14 protein-coding genes are annotated in these 15,860 nt (G+C 33.4%); 4 read left to right on the forward strand and 10 right to left on the reverse strand.

Features of this window, described 5'->3' with window-relative positions:
• Positions 1-48: 48 nt before the first annotated feature.
• A complete protein-coding gene (locus MKY70_RS14375) occupies positions 49-1,980 on the reverse strand; it encodes an ABC transporter permease (RefSeq protein WP_341024802.1) in 1,932 nt (643 codons plus the stop codon).
• On the reverse strand, positions 1,955-2,725 hold the full coding sequence (locus MKY70_RS14380) for an ABC transporter ATP-binding protein (RefSeq protein ID WP_002136646.1): 771 nt from the start codon (positions 2,723-2,725) through the stop codon (positions 1,955-1,957). The genes MKY70_RS14375 and MKY70_RS14380 overlap by 26 nt, the downstream gene beginning before the upstream one ends.
• Before the next feature lie 321 nt (positions 2,726-3,046).
• On the opposite strand from MKY70_RS14380, the gene MKY70_RS14385 reads away from it, so the two are divergent.
• Positions 3,047-4,242, forward strand: a protein-coding gene (locus MKY70_RS14385; RefSeq protein ID WP_341024805.1) for an IS3 family transposase whose coding sequence is annotated in 2 segments (ribosomal slippage) — positions 3,047-3,353 and positions 3,353-4,242 — 1,197 coding nt in all. Because the reading frame shifts where the segments join, the coding sequence is not laid out codon by codon here.
• Positions 4,243-4,364: 122 nt separating this feature from the next.
• Here MKY70_RS14385 and MKY70_RS14390 read toward each other — a convergent pair.
• The 3 genes from MKY70_RS14390 to abc-f form a co-directional block, all read right to left on the reverse strand.
• Positions 4,365-4,859, reverse strand: a complete 495-nt coding sequence (locus MKY70_RS14390; protein ID WP_002032490.1) for a DUF3267 domain-containing protein — start codon at positions 4,857-4,859, stop codon at positions 4,365-4,367.
• 434 nt (positions 4,860-5,293) lie between these two features.
• Positions 5,294-5,887 carry a GNAT family N-acetyltransferase gene (locus tag MKY70_RS14395; protein ID WP_088033654.1) on the reverse strand — a complete coding sequence of 198 codons (594 nt, stop codon included), beginning with the start codon at positions 5,885-5,887 and terminating at the stop codon, positions 5,294-5,296.
• Positions 5,888-5,907: 20 nt separating this feature from the next.
• Positions 5,908-7,536, reverse strand: coding sequence for a ribosomal protection-like ABC-F family protein (gene abc-f, locus MKY70_RS14400; RefSeq protein ID WP_088033832.1), 1,629 nt, complete (start codon positions 7,534-7,536; stop codon positions 5,908-5,910).
• A gap of 510 nt (positions 7,537-8,046) precedes the next feature.
• Between abc-f and MKY70_RS14405 the strand changes: the two genes are divergently transcribed.
• A complete protein-coding gene (locus tag MKY70_RS14405; RefSeq protein ID WP_341024809.1) occupies positions 8,047-9,036 on the forward strand; it encodes an aldo/keto reductase family protein in 990 nt (329 codons plus the stop codon).
• A 77-nt stretch (positions 9,037-9,113) separates the two neighbouring features.
• On the opposite strand, the gene MKY70_RS14410 is transcribed toward MKY70_RS14405, so the two are convergent.
• The 4 genes from MKY70_RS14410 to MKY70_RS14425 all read right to left on the reverse strand — a co-directional run bounded on the left by MKY70_RS14410 (position 9,114) and on the right by MKY70_RS14425 (position 12,933).
• Entirely contained in the window at positions 9,114-10,013 is a 900-nt protein-coding gene (locus tag MKY70_RS14410; RefSeq protein WP_088033650.1) for a LysR substrate-binding domain-containing protein, read from the reverse strand.
• Positions 10,014-10,211: 198 nt separating this feature from the next.
• Positions 10,212-11,195: a sensor histidine kinase gene (locus tag MKY70_RS14415; protein ID WP_002189808.1), complete on the reverse strand. Its 984-nt coding sequence runs from the start codon at positions 11,193-11,195 to the stop codon at positions 10,212-10,214.
• Positions 11,192-11,899, reverse strand: coding sequence for a response regulator transcription factor (locus tag MKY70_RS14420; protein WP_002032499.1), 708 nt, complete (start codon positions 11,897-11,899; stop codon positions 11,192-11,194). Before MKY70_RS14420 ends, MKY70_RS14415 begins: the two co-directional genes overlap by 4 nt.
• Before the next feature lie 119 nt (positions 11,900-12,018).
• Positions 12,019-12,933 (reverse strand): acetamidase/formamidase family protein, encoded by a 915-nt coding sequence (locus MKY70_RS14425; protein WP_088033649.1) that lies wholly within the window; start codon positions 12,931-12,933, stop codon positions 12,019-12,021.
• Positions 12,934-13,093: 160 nt separating this feature from the next.
• On the opposite strand from MKY70_RS14425, the gene MKY70_RS14430 reads away from it, so the two are divergent.
• Entirely contained in the window at positions 13,094-13,522 is a 429-nt protein-coding gene (locus MKY70_RS14430; RefSeq protein ID WP_002013108.1) for a cell wall hydrolase, read from the forward strand.
• A gap of 73 nt (positions 13,523-13,595) precedes the next feature.
• Here the strand turns inward: MKY70_RS14430 and MKY70_RS14435 are convergent, their stop codons facing one another.
• Positions 13,596-14,522 carry an NADP-dependent oxidoreductase gene (locus tag MKY70_RS14435; protein ID WP_002032503.1) on the reverse strand — a complete coding sequence of 309 codons (927 nt, stop codon included), beginning with the start codon at positions 14,520-14,522 and terminating at the stop codon, positions 13,596-13,598.
• Positions 14,523-14,758: 236 nt separating this feature from the next.
• Between MKY70_RS14435 and MKY70_RS14440 the strand changes: the two genes are divergently transcribed.
• Positions 14,759-15,616 (forward strand): alpha/beta fold hydrolase, encoded by an 858-nt coding sequence (locus MKY70_RS14440; protein WP_088033644.1) that lies wholly within the window; start codon positions 14,759-14,761, stop codon positions 15,614-15,616.
• Positions 15,617-15,860 lie beyond the last annotated feature (244 nt).

Below are 15,860 nucleotides of genomic sequence, written 5' to 3' on the forward strand. Positions count from 1 at the left end.
GTTCATTTTTTCCACATACTTTAATGTAGTCTTACAAGCTAATAAACTCTATTGCTCCATAACCTTATAAAGCTTTTGCAGGTAACGCCAACGGGTTATAAAGAAATATAATACTTGTATACATATAAATGAAATTAAAATAACGATAGAGCTATTAATTATAGAAAAATCGACTAATTGCTGTAATGCCGTATAAGCGACTACAGTATGAATCACTGCAACAACAATCGGTAAGAAGAACATTAATAATAACTGTCTCGTTACAATTTTTTTTAATTCTCGTTTACTTAATCCCATTTTCGAAATCATTTTATATTGCTGTTGATCGCGATCCAAATCAGTATATAATCGGAAATAAATAAAACTAGCAGCGAATGTGAAGAAGACGATTCCGACTAAAACACTTGCCATAAGTAATAATCCATTCGTTTGCTTTGCACTTAACAAATCTATAGTTAAAGCCCGAAATTGAAAATTACCTACTCTAGTATCTTTCTCAAATCTACTAATTAATTCGTTTGAAATTCCCTTCGTTTTCATCCAATCGTCTACAACAAATCCGTAAGTACGATATTGAACATCTTTATTAACTGGGTCACTAGTAAGAGGTATTCCATCATATACCTGATCTTTAACAGCGATATAAATAGTTCTAGAATCATGTGGTAAAACTAAATTTTCTACGGCTTTTTTCACATGAAATGTCTTTGTCCAATCTCCTTGAATGACTTCTATATTCTTTTTATACTCGCCATTTTTAAATTCTTGTTTTTGTGATACGACTCCAGGAATTAATAAAATTTCATCTTCTTTTTCTATTGTTTCTTGTTGATAGCCTAGTGCTTTAGCAAGATCGTTATATTCACTTAACTTCATTACATCTACACCATTTTCCGTGTATATATATGAAGATGAAGCCATTCGATACGGAATATTAGCATCAGAAAGGTGTTTTTTTATAATAGAAAGATTTTCATTTAATACTTTGTCGTTTTCAAAACTTCCATACAAAAATGTATACGGATTTGTCATCCTTACCAAATCCCTATTTCCAATTGCAGCTGTTGTACCAATCGCTGTAAATGCAACTGCTGAAACAATAGATACTATAAAAAACATCGTTGCATTATCTTTCATACGGTAAATTAATTCAGAAAATGTTAATATATTTGTTCTCTTTAAAAAGAAAGATTCTCTCCTTTTCGCAAGGTGCAATATATAAACGCTACACTGTGTATATAAAAAGTACGTTCCTATAATTACTAGGAGCACCCCTATTCCAAGCGTAATAAAATTAGTACTTGGGATAAAGCGAAATACTGAAAAATATCCATACCCTATACTAATTAAAGAAAGTAGCGATAATAAAATTGATGCTTTCGGTTCTGGCTTTGGCTTTTCCTCTGCTTGTATAAGTTCCACAAGTTCTGTTACTTTTATCATTTTAAATGTAACGAGCGAAACAATTAAAAATAATAAAAGAAATGTGATGACTGTTAATAATACGGCCTGCACTGGTATATAAAAAGGCAAACCATTACTAATCATTAATACACTTGCGCTTATCAATAAAACTAGTTTAGAAAATACGAGTCCAATGAGAATTCCTATACAAATTGAGCCAAGTCCAATCAACATATTTTCAATTAATAATAATTTCTTAAGCTGTCTCATTGACATACCTTGCATCATTAATATCCCAAATTCTTTCTTACGCGTTTTTAAAAATGAACTAACTGAATATAGAATGAAGAAAAATGAAAATACAAAAATCAAGCCTTGCGAAACTGAAAATCCCAATGTACCGAATGCACTTATTGTTGCACTTGTCGATTTCAACTCACCTTGTAAATCAGGATGAAATAATAAAAGAGCATACGTAAAGAAAATCATAATAGAAAATGCACTACTTAAAAAATGAGCTGCATATGTACGCTTATTGCGAAAAATATTATTAAATGCGAACTGACGAAAAGTCATGCCTTTTCCCTCCTAACAAAGAAAGGACATCCATAATCTTTTGATAAAATGCTTGCCTACTTTCACCACAATAAATTTCGTTATATAGTTGACCATCTTTAATAAATATGACTCTGCTGCAAAAACTCGCTGCATACGGATCATGTGTAACTAACATCATCGTAGCTTTTTCTTCTTTATTTAAAGTATCTAGCATCTCCATTACATCATTTGAAGATTTAGAGTCTAAATTCCCTGTTGGTTCATCTGCAAGTAATAATTGCGGCTTATGAACAATTGCACGAGCAATTGCTGTTCTTTGAGCTTGCCCCCCTGAAATTTCAAAAGTTCTTTTACTCAATATATCTGTAATATTTAATTTCTCTGCAATTTCTTCAACTCGTTTGTTCATTTCTTGTACAGAAACACCATCTAATGTCATCGGCAATACGATATTTTCCTTTACTGTAAGTGTGCTAAGTAAATTAAATGATTGAAAAACAAATCCTAATTGTTTCCTACGGAATAAAGCCAAATTATCTGATGTCAACTGGAAAGGATTTGTACCATTTATTAATATTTCTCCCGATGTTGGAGAGTCGATAGTAGATACCATATTTAATAACGTTGTTTTCCCGCTCCCTGATGGCCCCATAATCCCTATAAATTCACCTTCTTGAATTGATAAATCAATATCTACCAATGCTTTAAAAGGTACTTTCCCTTTATATACTTTACTAATACTTTTTGCATGTAGAATTTCCATTTATATTCTCCCTTCATTTGCACTTCTCACAATATAGTGTAAATGAATTGTCTTATAGCACATATTGATTCATCTTTCATTTATCTTACACGCTTGTAAGATTTCTAAAAAAACTGATAACAAATCTACTTTCAAACTATAATCAATTTATATCTATCTTATAATATTCGCAGGGTAGTATGAAATACAATGCTATTTATTTCTAATCTTTATTATATTAATGAAAAAAGACCGATTGTGATATTATCCCCTTTAGGTAGACAGTGTAAAAAGACCATGTACATACATGGATGTTACACTATTACTTGGAGGGGATTTTTCATGACTAAAAAAGGCTTAACTTTTAATATATATTCAGAAGAATTAAAGTTATCAGCTGTTCAAAGTTATTTAAACGAAGAAGGAAGCTACGATATGATAACGGAGAAATATCAGATTAAAAGCTCTACACAACTTAAAAATTGGGTGAAAAAATATAAAGAATGTGGTGAAATTACAGATACTCGTGGGAAAAATAGTGGAATGAAAGGTATACCAAATCCTTTAAAAGGAAAACGCGTTCATTTTAACACCGTTGAAGAGGAACGTGACTACTATAAGGCTCAGGTTGAATATTTAAAAAAGCAGTATCCAAATCTGTAAATGGGGGCGTACTAAAATATAAAGAAAGATATCATATCATTGAATCACTAAAGAGAAAATATCCCGTTATATGGCTTACTAATTTTGCGAATGTACATCGCTCAAGTTACTATAAGTGGATTCATACAAAAAGTATGAAAAACATGCGACTAGAATCCGATAAACAATTAAAAAAGGTAATTCAATCTATTCACGTAAAGCACAAAGAATATGGTTATCCACGTATGAAAATCGCCTTACAAGAGGAGGGTTATTTTATAAATCACAAAAAGGTATATCGCTTAATGAGCGAGCTTAACATTCAGTCTATTATTCGGAAGAAGCGTCGCTTCTTTAAAGGGAATTACTCCAATACTTTTCCAAATGTTTTAAACCGTGAATTCAAAGATCGCCAACAAAATGAAGCACTTGTTACAGATATTACGTACCTACGATTCCAAGAGGGATTTCGGTATCTTTCTGTTGTCCAAGATATTTATAATAACGAAGTTGTTTCTTGGAAAATATCCAAGCGCAATGATAATGAACTTGTATTAGATACAATTGAAATGTTGGCACAAAAAAGAGATGTGCGTGGAACCATTCTCCATTCAGATCAGGGATTCCAGTACACATCTCATGCCTACAACAAACGACTTTTAGATTTAGGTATCATTGGCAGCCACTCTCGCAAAGGAAACTGCCATGATAATGCCTGTATCGAGTCATTTTTCTCCCATTTTAAATCGGAGATGTTGTATTTGAATCATTTTAAAACAGAAGAAGATTTAATACAAGCAATTGAAGAATATATTTACTTTTATAACTATAAACGGTTCCAAAAACGACTCAACCATCGAGCTCCGATAGAATATCGAATCTCGATGGCTGCTTAGTCTTTTTAATACTGTCTACTTGACAGGGATAAGACCATTGTATTATCGGTCTTTTTACTTTCAAATATTATATTTTTAACTAATTTCTTAAATTGAAATATAATTAAATAATACTTTTAATACTATTTCACTTGATAATATCCTCTGCAAAATACTGAGTTCTTCGGTTTCATTGCAATTAAAAATGAATTGTAAATATCTGAGGCGGAAATTATTGCGTTTATCCAACATACAAATAATATGATTGATTTAATATTTCCTGATACATAGAACGACATAAATGCAGGGGCTACCGATAATACAATTATGGGTAAGCTCATAAAGACCCAAAATCTCGCTTTGGATAGGGTTGCATTTGTATTTAGCCAAAAAAATATTCCACTACATGTTAAGCTAATATCACCTTTGTTACTTATGACCAAAATGTGTAGACATTCGTGAATGATGAAGACAAAGATACCTATTATGATTAGATACAATATATTAATATGAGTGAAACCTACTCCAAAGTAATTTGGTATCAGAAAAATGATTATTTGAAGTAGATATACAAACTTCATATAATGCTTTTGATACCAATTATTCTTAATAAAAGGAGTCCATTCTGAAAAATCCATACTTATCTGTGGCAATTGACGAAACCAAATTATGATATGCGTTCCCCTCCCTCATTTAATCTATTTCATAACTTAAAACTTTTAATCCACTAACACTCAACCGTAAGTTTTATATGCAAAACTTCGCTCACCTTCACTTTTGCCGTGCGTTCTTCTATTTGAGCTCAAAATGATTCATTTTTAGGATAATTTGAGTAAGAAAGTGGTGTTTTCATAGATAAATGCATTCGACAAAATTATCCAAACCCCTTTTCATATATGATTTTTTATAAAATGATTATCGCATGTACAGCTTAATCCCCTTGTTTTTTTGATGAGAAAATCCGGCAAGAAGCCATCCAAATTGTCTCTTTGATATGGTAACAGGTAGAATGGAATGTAAAAAAGCTTAGAGTTTTAGCTCTAAGCTTTTTTACATTCCATTATAGATTCTTTTAAAGAGCAATATTTTTTATCCACTCTGATTTGCTTAATAAATAATGATTATATAGTTGGTTTTCTATCGTCTGTTGGCTCAAATAAGTAAATCCACATTTTTCAATAACTTTATTTGATGGTACGTTGTTAATTAAAGCAATTGCGTTGAGGACATCTACATTTGTATTTTTAAACAAATAATCAATTAACCCTTTAGTCGCTTTCGTAGCGTAACCATTGCTTTGATACTCGCTTGAAATAGCATACATTATTTCTCTATTTGGTGAAGGGAGTTCTTCTTTAATACCTGTGCAACACCATCCGATACATTCATTTGTATCTTTATTAAATATTCCTAGCTTTAATATATGATCATCTATGTTACATGTATTTTTCACTGCATTAAGAAATGCTTTATTTGCTGGTATTTCATCATTAATAACCCAGTCAGCCCTTTGTTCTTTCGTTGATTTCCAGTCTGGTAAAAACTGTTCTATTTCCGGTTGATTCGATATTTTATAAATACTCTCCGCATCTTTGATAGTAAACTCTTGCAAGTATATATCTCCACAGTCTATTCTAAATAAATTAGTCGAACTCTCTTCTCCCATGTTAATCCACCTTAATTACATTAAAGCGCCTTCATCTGCTTCGTAAGTTCTATAAATCGTTCATCAAGTTCTTTATATTCTTTATCGTTAGAAGTTAAAAAGCTTAATTTACCTAATACTTCTTGTCTCTCTGTTTCTAATGTTAAACGTAGCTCTTCAATATCATCTCTTGTTTTAATAAGTTCCTCTAGCTGCTTTTGTATCGTATTATTTAAAAACACGAGTTTCGTGTTAGTTGTTTTCTCCAGAAAATATCGATCGTGAGAAACTATAACGAGTGTTCCATTATACTCAGCTAATGTATTTTCAAGCTGTTCACGTGAAGGGAGGTCAAGGTGATTCGTCGGTTCATCTAAAATAAGTACATCTTTTTCATCTAAAATATAAGCCATTAACTTGCATTTTACTCGTTCCCCCATACTCATATGCTCAATCGGCTCTTTCCATTGAGAAGCTTGGAATCCTAAATGTTTCATTAAATTTTGGACTTTTCCTCTTTCTTCAAATGTCTCTTTAAAAAATAAATCTTCTGGTGTTTTATCCAGTGGTAAATCAAATACTTCTTGTGTTAAATAACCGATGTTTGCAGATGGTGAAATCCATACTTCTCCTTGTACAGTTTCCGTTCCCATAATCATCTTCAGTAATGTTGTTTTCCCGCTACCGTTTGGTCCAACAATCGCAACCTTCTCACCGTGCTGGATTGTAAAATTAACGTTTTCAAATAATGTCTTTCCATGAAAGTCTTTTTTTAATTTCTTTACTTCTAAAAAGCGTTTTCCTACTTTTTTATTCGCTTGAATAGAGAACTCCACTGAATACTCTTCTTTCACACGTTCTACTTTCGTTTTCTCCAGCTCTTTTTCGAGACGTTTTCGTTTTGACTTCACTTGCGCATCCATTCGCTTCGCTTTTACACGATAAAACTCTTTAACTCCTTCTTGTTTTGTAGACTGTGCGTGTGCCTTTTGTGACCATGAACTTAATTCTTTTATATGTGTTTCTACTTGTTCTATCTTTTTTTGTTGTTTTTCATATTCACGTTGCTGCGTCATTCTTGTATGCTCACGTGCTTTCATATAACTCGTATAATTACCGCTATGCTCAATTAGTTTCTTTTCCTCAATTGACCATATTTTCGTTGCGACAACATCTAAAAAGTATCGATCATGCGATACAACGATAACTGTACCCTTCATATTTTTTATTTGCTTAATGAGAAATTCCGTACTCATCTCATCTAAATGATTTGTCGGTTCGTCTAATATTAATAAATTAGGATTTTCGGCAAATCCTTTTGCTAGTCGAACTTTCAGCTTTTCACCACCACTTAAAGTAAGAAAATCGTTCGTTGGCACGCCCCATTTCGCAAGAAGTTCTGCTTCTTTTGCAATCATATCATTACTAATAAAAGATTCTATTTCTTGTTCAACATATGCCGTTGTCATATTCATTTGCTGCCATTCAACAATCCCTTTTGATGGCTCAATCTTCCCATTTATTAATTGAAGTAACGTTGATTTACCGGCACCGTTTTTACCAATTAATCCGATAACATCCCCTTGTTTTACTGTAACATTCATTTTCTCTAATAAAGTATTTTCCTTTATTTCAACATAAACATCATTTAATTTTAAAATTTCTTTCATATTACCGATCCCTTTCATTAAGGGAGAACAAAAAAATCCTCCCAAATTATTTTGGCAGGATTAGTCGTTAACATATTTATACCCAAATAAGCTATTACGCATAATAAATAGCAATACCGTTGAATGGAATTGGGTAGACTAATCCTATTTTTTACAAATTGAAATTTATTTAATTTCAACATTTAAAAATAAGATTAGTTAATCATCGTCCACCCATCATTCCTTTCCGTCGTTAATAACCATATTGTACCATGATAATACAGTATGTGTAAATGCAATTATACGTGCTGTTATAAAGATTGCTTTCTTCTAGGTCTATTTATCATTTCTTAACTTCAAATTGAACAAGCATACTTTAGTTGTACTACTTCCTTTAGATTTCCCTAATAATAACCTTCTAAGCACTCCCTCTTATATAATTTTTATATAAATTTAAGAGTAATTATATATTATACATACTACATTTCAGTTCTTATAATAAAGATATCATTTTAAAAGGAGGATACTACAATGGAATTTAGCAAACTAGGAAACAGTGGATTAACAGTAAGTAAGATTGCATACGGGAACTGGATAAACCATGGCGGGAAAGTAAATGAAGATATTGCAAATGATTGTGTGAAAGCCGCACTAGATGTCGGAATTACTACGTTCGATACTGCTGATGTTTATTCGGACACTATAGCCGAAAAAGTACTTGGTCGGTCTTTGAAAGGTATACGCCGAGAAAGCATAGAACTATGTACAAAAGTATGCCATCCGACCGGACCTGGAAAAAATGATCGTGGATTATCGAGAAAACATATTATAGAAAATTGTAATGCATCGTTACAGCGGTTGCAGACAGACTACATTGATGTCTATTATGCACATAGATTTGACTCAACAACTCCCCTTGAGGAAACGATGTTAGCTTTTGCTGATCTTGTAAGACAAGGTAAAGTCCTTTACTTAGGCGTAAGTGAATGGACATCAGAACAAATTACCCGCGGTGCAGCACTTGCACGAGAATTGAACATTCCACTTATCGCTAGCCAACCTCAATATTCGATGTTGTGGCGAGTTATTGAAACTGATGTAATACCAACATGTCAACGTGAGGGACTTGGTCAAGTTGTATGGTCTCCCCTCGCACAAGGCATTCTCTCTGGAAAATATCAACCTGGTAAACCAATACCGACTCAATCACGTGCTAATTCAGATGCTGGTAAACCATTTTTCCACAAACTTGTGCAACGTTGGATGAGTGATGATGTACTCACTGCAATTCAGAAACTTAATCCGATCGCGCAAGAAACTAATCTTACCCTACCACAACTCGCAGTTGCTTGGGTACTACAAAATCCAGCTGTTTCCTCTGCAATTATTGGCGCTTCAAATCCGGAGCAAATAAGAGAAAACGTAATTGCTTCTAGTGTTAAATTGCAACCTGAAATTATGGATCAGATTGATAATATACTACAAGGTTTCGCTGAGTACGATCCGAGTAAAACAGGTTGAATCTTCAGTGACTTTAAAATAAAAATAGAAGTTTTCCTATCCAACTTTCCGACTGCCCATCCCATCAAGATGGGCCTTTACTTTTCAAATTCAAATTGTGAAGTCGTATAAACCTCTCTAACAACTGTTAAGAAGTTCTCTAATACGACAGACTTTTCATCTTGTCTCCATCCAACATATAAATTTATTTTCGGTGTATTTTCTTGAATGTCTTTATACATGACACCCGATTTTTTATAGCTTTCCACCGATGATGGAACGACAGAAATCCCCATTCCTGCTGCAACTAAATTCACAATAGTTTGCATTTGGATCGCCTCTTGAACAATATTTAAACTTACTCCATGTTCCCAAAAGTAACTAATAATTAAATCATAAAAGTTAGTACCGAAATGACGTGGAAATAAAATAAATGGTTCATCAACTAATGATTTGATTGAAATGTTACGTAACGAAACTAAAGGGTGATCTTCATGCAAAACTAATTTTAAACATTCCTCAGAACAAACTTCGGAAACTAATATTTCATTATTTTGCTTGGAACGAATAAATCCAATATGAATTTGTTTTTCATATAGCGCTTTTATTTGCTGGTCTGTTGTCATCTCGCGTAATATAAGCTGTATTCTAGGAAAACGTTCTCGAAATTTTTTTAATATGTCTATTACGGTTTCTGTAGAATCGACAAAACCGATTATTAAATGTCCTATCTTCCCTTCATCCGCAAGCTGTGTTTCTTTAATAGTTCTATCTACTTGAAGCAACGTTTGCCGCGCACCTTCTAAAAATATTTTCCCTGCACTGGTTAGTTCAACCATTCTTTTTGTTCGATGAAAAAGTTGAACGCCCAATTCATCTTCTAATTTACGAATTTCTTGGCTTAAAGGAGGTTGTGCCATCCTAAGCCGTTCTGCTGCACGACTAAAGTTTAATTCTTCTGCCACTGTTATGAAATATCTCATTTTACGAATATCCATTTCAATCCCCCAGTCATTATCAATTACCCAAAAAGCACTTTTATTACTAAAAAGCATGTGTATGACTAGTTGTTCTTTTTCCTTTTCAGTTGAGTTTATCTTCTCTTATGTAAATAATTTTACATTCTCAAATTGTATCAGTATTACAAAACAAGGCTAAAAAACTTATCTTAAAAGTTCTTTAGCCTGAATCACTTTTTACACATTAAAAAATATTATTCGTACAACGGTACCTTTACCAACCTCTGAATGGATTCCTACACTATGTCCTAATTGTTTCGTAATTTCATATACAAGATAGAGCCCCATTCCAGTTGATTCTTTAAAATCTCTACCGTTTTCTCCTGTAAAGAAAGGTTTGAATACTCTTGGTAAATCTTGCTTCGGTATCCCTACGCCACTATCGGTAATTTCAAGTACAACTGTATTACCTTCCTTACGTACTTTCACTTTAATCTTTTCTCTACTACCTGATGAATATTTAATCGCATTCGATATTATTTGTCCAATTAAAAATTGTAACCACTTCGCATCACTTTCTACAGTAATACTCTTATCAATTTCAAGCTCTGGGTATACAAAATTCCGAATAAAAAAGCGTTTATGTTCATGCACGGAATCATTCACTATTTTATGTAGTTGTACTCTTTCTACATAAAAATCTTGTGTAAATGCTTCTAAACGTGCGACATACAGTGCCATCTCTAACCCCTTTTTCAACCTATCTGTTTCCTCATTAATACTTTCAAAACGTGAATCCACTTCATCTTGTGTAATTAATTCTATTACAGATAAAGGTGTTTTCATTTGATGAATCCACTGATTCATAAAGGTTAAATGATCATTATTTTTCCTCTCTTGTAACTGGAGCTGATTTTGATAATGTCGATATTGTACTTCGAGCAAATCTTGGAGAGCAGTAGATAAAACTGCAAAATCAGATTTTTGAACAGATTCATCCAAAGATTGCAACGGATTTGCTAAACGTTCATAAAAAGAACGATGTGTAAAATAACGAAATACTAAATAACTTACCATAAAAAAAGCACCTAAAAACATTGCATATAATGCCGTTGAAATATGATTATGCCCATCAAACCAATAAACTAAGAATATGGCTAGTAGTTGGATCGCAGTAAAACAAATAAGTGGTATATGATCACGTATAAATAACCTTATCATTTTTCCATACCATTATCCCAAGTAATATGTAATCTATATCCAACACTACGAATTGTTTCTATTGCTCCTTCAATTTGTAACGTTTTTAACTTTTTACGCACACGTGTTGTATTTACACTTAATGTATTATCATCAACATAAGATTCACTATCCCATAATTTATTTAATAATACTTCCCTACTAACAACACGCGGATAGTTTTTCATTAACATCTCTAATAAAATGGCTTCGTTTCTCGTTATATCAATCTCTTGGTTCCTAAGTTTTAATACAAGTCTTTCGGGATATAAACTAAGACCTTGTTGTTCAATCATTCGTTCTTCTAGTTTCGGTGCATAGTCTCCATAAGCACGTCTTAAATGACTACGAATTTTCGCCATTACAACTTCATAATGAAACGGCTTCGGAATAAAATCATCGCCACCATTTTCTAACGCCATAACTTGATCCATCGTACCTTCACGGGCCGAAATAAATAAAATCGGACATGTGGAAACCCCGCGAATTTGACGACACCAATAGTAACCATCAAAACTTGGTAAATTAATATCTAATAAAACTAACTCCGGTTGTTCTTCTAAAAATATGTCTAACACATTTTGAAAATCCGTTACAATAATTCCTTGGTAACCGTATTTCGCAACATATGTTGATAATAGCTCCGCAATTTTTATATCATCTTCAACAATCATAATTTTAACCATCTCTGAACTCCTTTTTGATCCACAATCTCAAATATACTTATATAAATACTACCTCTTTTCACAAAATCCGTAAAATAGAAAAGGATACTTTTATACAAAAGTATCCTTTTCTATTTTTCTTATTTAATATGAAATTCATTTAGAGAAAATCCTAACTTCTCCACATATTCCCTTCCTAGTTCCATCCGCGCCGTTTTTAGTGGATCCACAACTTGGCAAATTTTCAAATTACCTGCTGCTGATAATAAAAGAGTTGCATCAGCTTTAGACATTTCTAATTCTTCATGTAAAAATGTCACCATATTACGTACAGCACGACTAGCTGCATCATCTAACAATTTCTCAGAAGCGATTGTCATTATTTTTTCTTTTTGGATAGCCATTGGTATTGGCCATGTCTTTTCTTTTATAATTTGAACAGTTACAGTTACTTCACCAGCAACCTCTACTCCACTAACACCAATTTCACCATCACCCATCGCAGCATGTAAATCGCCTAATGCTAAAAGAGCACCAGGAACATTTACAGGTAATAATAACGTTGTACCTTCTTTGATTTCTTTACAATCCATATTCCCGCCGTGATCATGCGGTGTACCACATGAAATACTCTCTTCTTTCGGTGCAGTACCAATCACACCAATCATTGGATTAATTGGAATTTGCAGTTCATTTGAAAATGAAACATGTCCATTATGTATTGGGACAATTTTTACTGTATTTTCATTTAGCTCATCACCCATTACACCTAGGTTCGCACCTGTAGTTAAAACACCCAGCTCTGCAATTTTAATCTTTTCAATCGTTACGACTAATATATCACCAGGTTCTGCACCTTTAATATGTACAGGTCCGGTCGCTGGATTTATTCGATTCCAATCTAATTCTTGAAACACAACATCTTCAGAATCAATTTGATTTTCAAAGCAATCATATGTTTCAAATACAAGACGGCTCCCAATTTCTACTTCAATACATGGATTATTTTCTGGTGACATTGCGTAAATGATATGTTCTTTATGTATACGATGCATAGTACCTCTCCTTTTTCGTTTTTTATCTTCCATATAATAATTAGCTTTTTTCCGTATAAGCCCCTTTTTAAAATTAGTAGTTATTTTCAAGAAAAATGCACTTAGCTCATTTTGAAACATACACTCTTTACTATAACAGGTAAAGAAAGGTGGTATTACAATGCCCCTTATTCCATACAACGAAAGTGACGTTGATTTACTAGCACGTTTAATCCGTGCTGAAGCTGAGGGCGAAGGACGACAAGGTGAACAACTTGTTGGATGTGTTGTAGTAAACCGTGTATTTTGTGATTGCTTAGATTTCAAACAACTTCGATCTGTGCGTGATGCAGTATATCAAAGCCCTGGCGGATTCGAAGCAGTTCAATACGGTTACTTTTATCAACGTGCCCGTGAATCAGAAAAAGAAATCGCAAGAAAAGTTTTACAAGGTGAATGGCGCTGGCCAGCACGATGGGCTCTTTGGTATTTCCGTCCAGTTGGAGCTTGTCCACCCGAATGGTATAATCAGCCGTTTGCAGGGCAATTTAAAAGCCATTGCTTTTACGAACCAAGTGGTGATGAATGTCCAAAAATGTATTCACGATAGCAAAAATTATAGTATATACGAGTGGTGACTATTTTCATCTCATATAGTCACCACTCGTATATTTATGTAAATATCATTCCATCGTAATTACAATTTTCCCTCTAACATGCTGACTTTCACTTAAAATATGAGCTTCTCTAATTCCTTCTTCATTAAACGGAACAACCTTACTGATGATAGGTTTAATTTTTCCATGCTCAATCAAAACAGATAATTCGTCCAATTGCTTCCCGCTTGGTTTCAACCATAAAAACCCTGATTTTATCCCCTTTACTTCATGAAGTGGTTCATGAACGATAGAAACTAGAACACCACCAGATTTAATAATTTGAAAACTTTTTTCTTGTACTTCTCCGCCGATTGTATCTAACACAATATCATAATCTGATAGTAGCTCTTCAAATTTATCTTTTTTATAATCAATAACAAGGTCAGCACCTAAAGACTTTAAAAACTCTTCATTTTTACTACTTGCAGTTGTTGCGACAAAGGCCCCAAATGATTTTGCGATTTGAATTGCAAAACTCCCTACTCCGCCCGCTCCAGCATGAATTAATACTCGGTCATTTTCTTTTATTTGTGCGTAATCAACAAGACTTTGCCAAGCTGTTAGTCCTGCAAGAGGTATAGATGCTGCTTCTTCAAAATTAAGATTATTAGGCATTTGCGCTACTAAATTTGATTTCACTGTAATGTATTCAGAATAAGAACCTTTCCCTATATTTTCAGGTTTCGTAAACACTTTATCTCCTATTTTAAAATGATTCACATCTTCTCCAACTTCTTCAACTATTCCAGCAACATCTAATCCTAATGTAATTGGAAATGAAAATCGCAACTTTTCTTGTAAGTCTCCCTTTCTTATTTTCCAATCAACAGGATTGACAGATGTTGCGTGTATACGTATTAATACTTCATTACATTTAACAACTGGTTTAGGAACTTGTCTTTCTTGTAATTCTTCAACACTACCATATTGATCAATAACAATTGATTTCATTTCCTCTCCCCCTTGCTGTTTATTTTAATAACAAACAATTATTTTTCAAAATTTTTCGCCTTGAATGAAAATAAATATGTTTGGAGGTGATATTTATGCTACTCTACTAATTAAGCATCATGAGTGCAAAAAACATTTATTTCACTTAAATACAATCTAATTTACGCCTAAGAAACACCCAAAGTTATATTTCTCTTTATTTATTAATGACCTTTAAATGAAACGGAGAGTGTGCTATGAGTGAACAAGTTTTCAAAGTAAACGGTATTGATATATGTACAGAAAGCTTTGGAAATCCTAATAACCCAGCAATATTATTAATTATGGGAGCTACGTGTTCGATGGTTTATTGGGATGAAGAATTTTGTGAAAGGTTGGCTAGCACTGGAAGGTTTGTCATTCGCTATGATAACCGTGATGTTGGGCGTTCTGTTACATATGAGCCTGGGACTTCCAATTACACTGTAGCAGATATGGCTGAAGATGCAATCGGAGTACTCGATGCGTATCATATTGACAAGGCACACCTTTTTGGCATGTCATTAGGAGGTATGATTGCTCAAATTGCTGCAGTAAAACACCCAGAAAGAATTTTGACCTTAACATTACTAGCAACAAGCGTTATTGGATCTGATAACAATACTCGTGATTTGCCTCCAATGGATGAAAGAATTTTGACACATCATGCTAATGGTGCAAATTTAGATTGGACAAATAAAGATGTTATAGCGAAATATTTAATTACAGGATCACGTCTACTCTGTGGATCAAAGCGTATATTTGATGAAGCAAGAACTTTAAAACAAGTAAAGCAAGAAATAGAACGTGCTAACAATCTATTAAGTATGTTTAATCACGCCCTCCTTACAGGTGATGATTCTTATGAAGGTATACTAAAGTCGTTACTAGTACCTACTTTAGTAATTCATGGTACGGACGATACAGCTCTTCCACTTGAACATGGACTCGCACTTATTGATGAAATTCCGAACTCAAAGCTATTATCCCTTGAAGGTACAGGACATGAGAATCATCCCGATGACTGGGATAAAATTATTAAAGCAGTTTCAGAACATATATCCCGTATAAGATAAGAACAACTATTAGAAGGGGCACAAATTGTTTTGCCCCTTCTATTTATCCCGCTATTTGTGGGCAGTAAAACTCCCACCTCAAAATTCAGCTGAAGCAAAGAAATTAGGTGGGAGATAAACTGCCCGTAAACGCCCGATTGGTGAAGGCTAATAATCAGTGGGGGATGAACAAAACCCCACTGATTATAGTTTCACTTTATAAAGATTACGATACAATATCAAAAACCCATCACTGCATTCGTAT

The sequence above is a fragment of the Bacillus sp. FSL R9-9492 genome, from assembly GCF_038007365.1.
Classification (GTDB): domain Bacteria; phylum Bacillota; class Bacilli; order Bacillales; family Bacillaceae_G; genus Bacillus_A; species Bacillus_A mycoides.

Excerpts from the sequence above, each read along its gene's own strand:
- MKY70_RS14375 (WP_341024802.1), bottom strand. The coding sequence starts at position 1,980 with ATGACTTTTCGTCAGTTCGCATTTAATAATATTTTTCGCAATAAGCGT.
- MKY70_RS14380 (WP_002136646.1), bottom strand. The coding sequence starts at position 2,725 with ATGGAAATTCTACATGCAAAAAGTATTAGTAAAGTATATAAAGGGAAA.
- MKY70_RS14390 (WP_002032490.1), bottom strand. The coding sequence starts at position 4,859 with ATGGATTTTTCAGAATGGACTCCTTTTATTAAGAATAATTGGTATCAA.
- MKY70_RS14395 (WP_088033654.1), bottom strand. The coding sequence starts at position 5,887 with ATGGGAGAAGAGAGTTCGACTAATTTATTTAGAATAGACTGTGGAGAT.
- abc-f (WP_088033832.1), bottom strand. The coding sequence starts at position 7,536 with ATGAAAGAAATTTTAAAATTAAATGATGTTTATGTTGAAATAAAGGAA.
- MKY70_RS14405 (WP_341024809.1), top strand. The coding sequence starts at position 8,047 with ATGGAATTTAGCAAACTAGGAAACAGTGGATTAACAGTAAGTAAGATT.
- MKY70_RS14410 (WP_088033650.1), bottom strand. The coding sequence starts at position 10,013 with ATGGATATTCGTAAAATGAGATATTTCATAACAGTGGCAGAAGAATTA.
- MKY70_RS14415 (WP_002189808.1), bottom strand. The coding sequence starts at position 11,195 with ATGATAAGGTTATTTATACGTGATCATATACCACTTATTTGTTTTACT.
- MKY70_RS14420 (WP_002032499.1), bottom strand. The coding sequence starts at position 11,899 with ATGGTTAAAATTATGATTGTTGAAGATGATATAAAAATTGCGGAGCTA.
- MKY70_RS14425 (WP_088033649.1), bottom strand. The coding sequence starts at position 12,933 with ATGCATCGTATACATAAAGAACATATCATTTACGCAATGTCACCAGAA.
- MKY70_RS14430 (WP_002013108.1), top strand. The coding sequence starts at position 13,094 with ATGCCCCTTATTCCATACAACGAAAGTGACGTTGATTTACTAGCACGT.
- MKY70_RS14435 (WP_002032503.1), bottom strand. The coding sequence starts at position 14,522 with ATGAAATCAATTGTTATTGATCAATATGGTAGTGTTGAAGAATTACAA.
- MKY70_RS14440 (WP_088033644.1), top strand. The coding sequence starts at position 14,759 with ATGAGTGAACAAGTTTTCAAAGTAAACGGTATTGATATATGTACAGAA.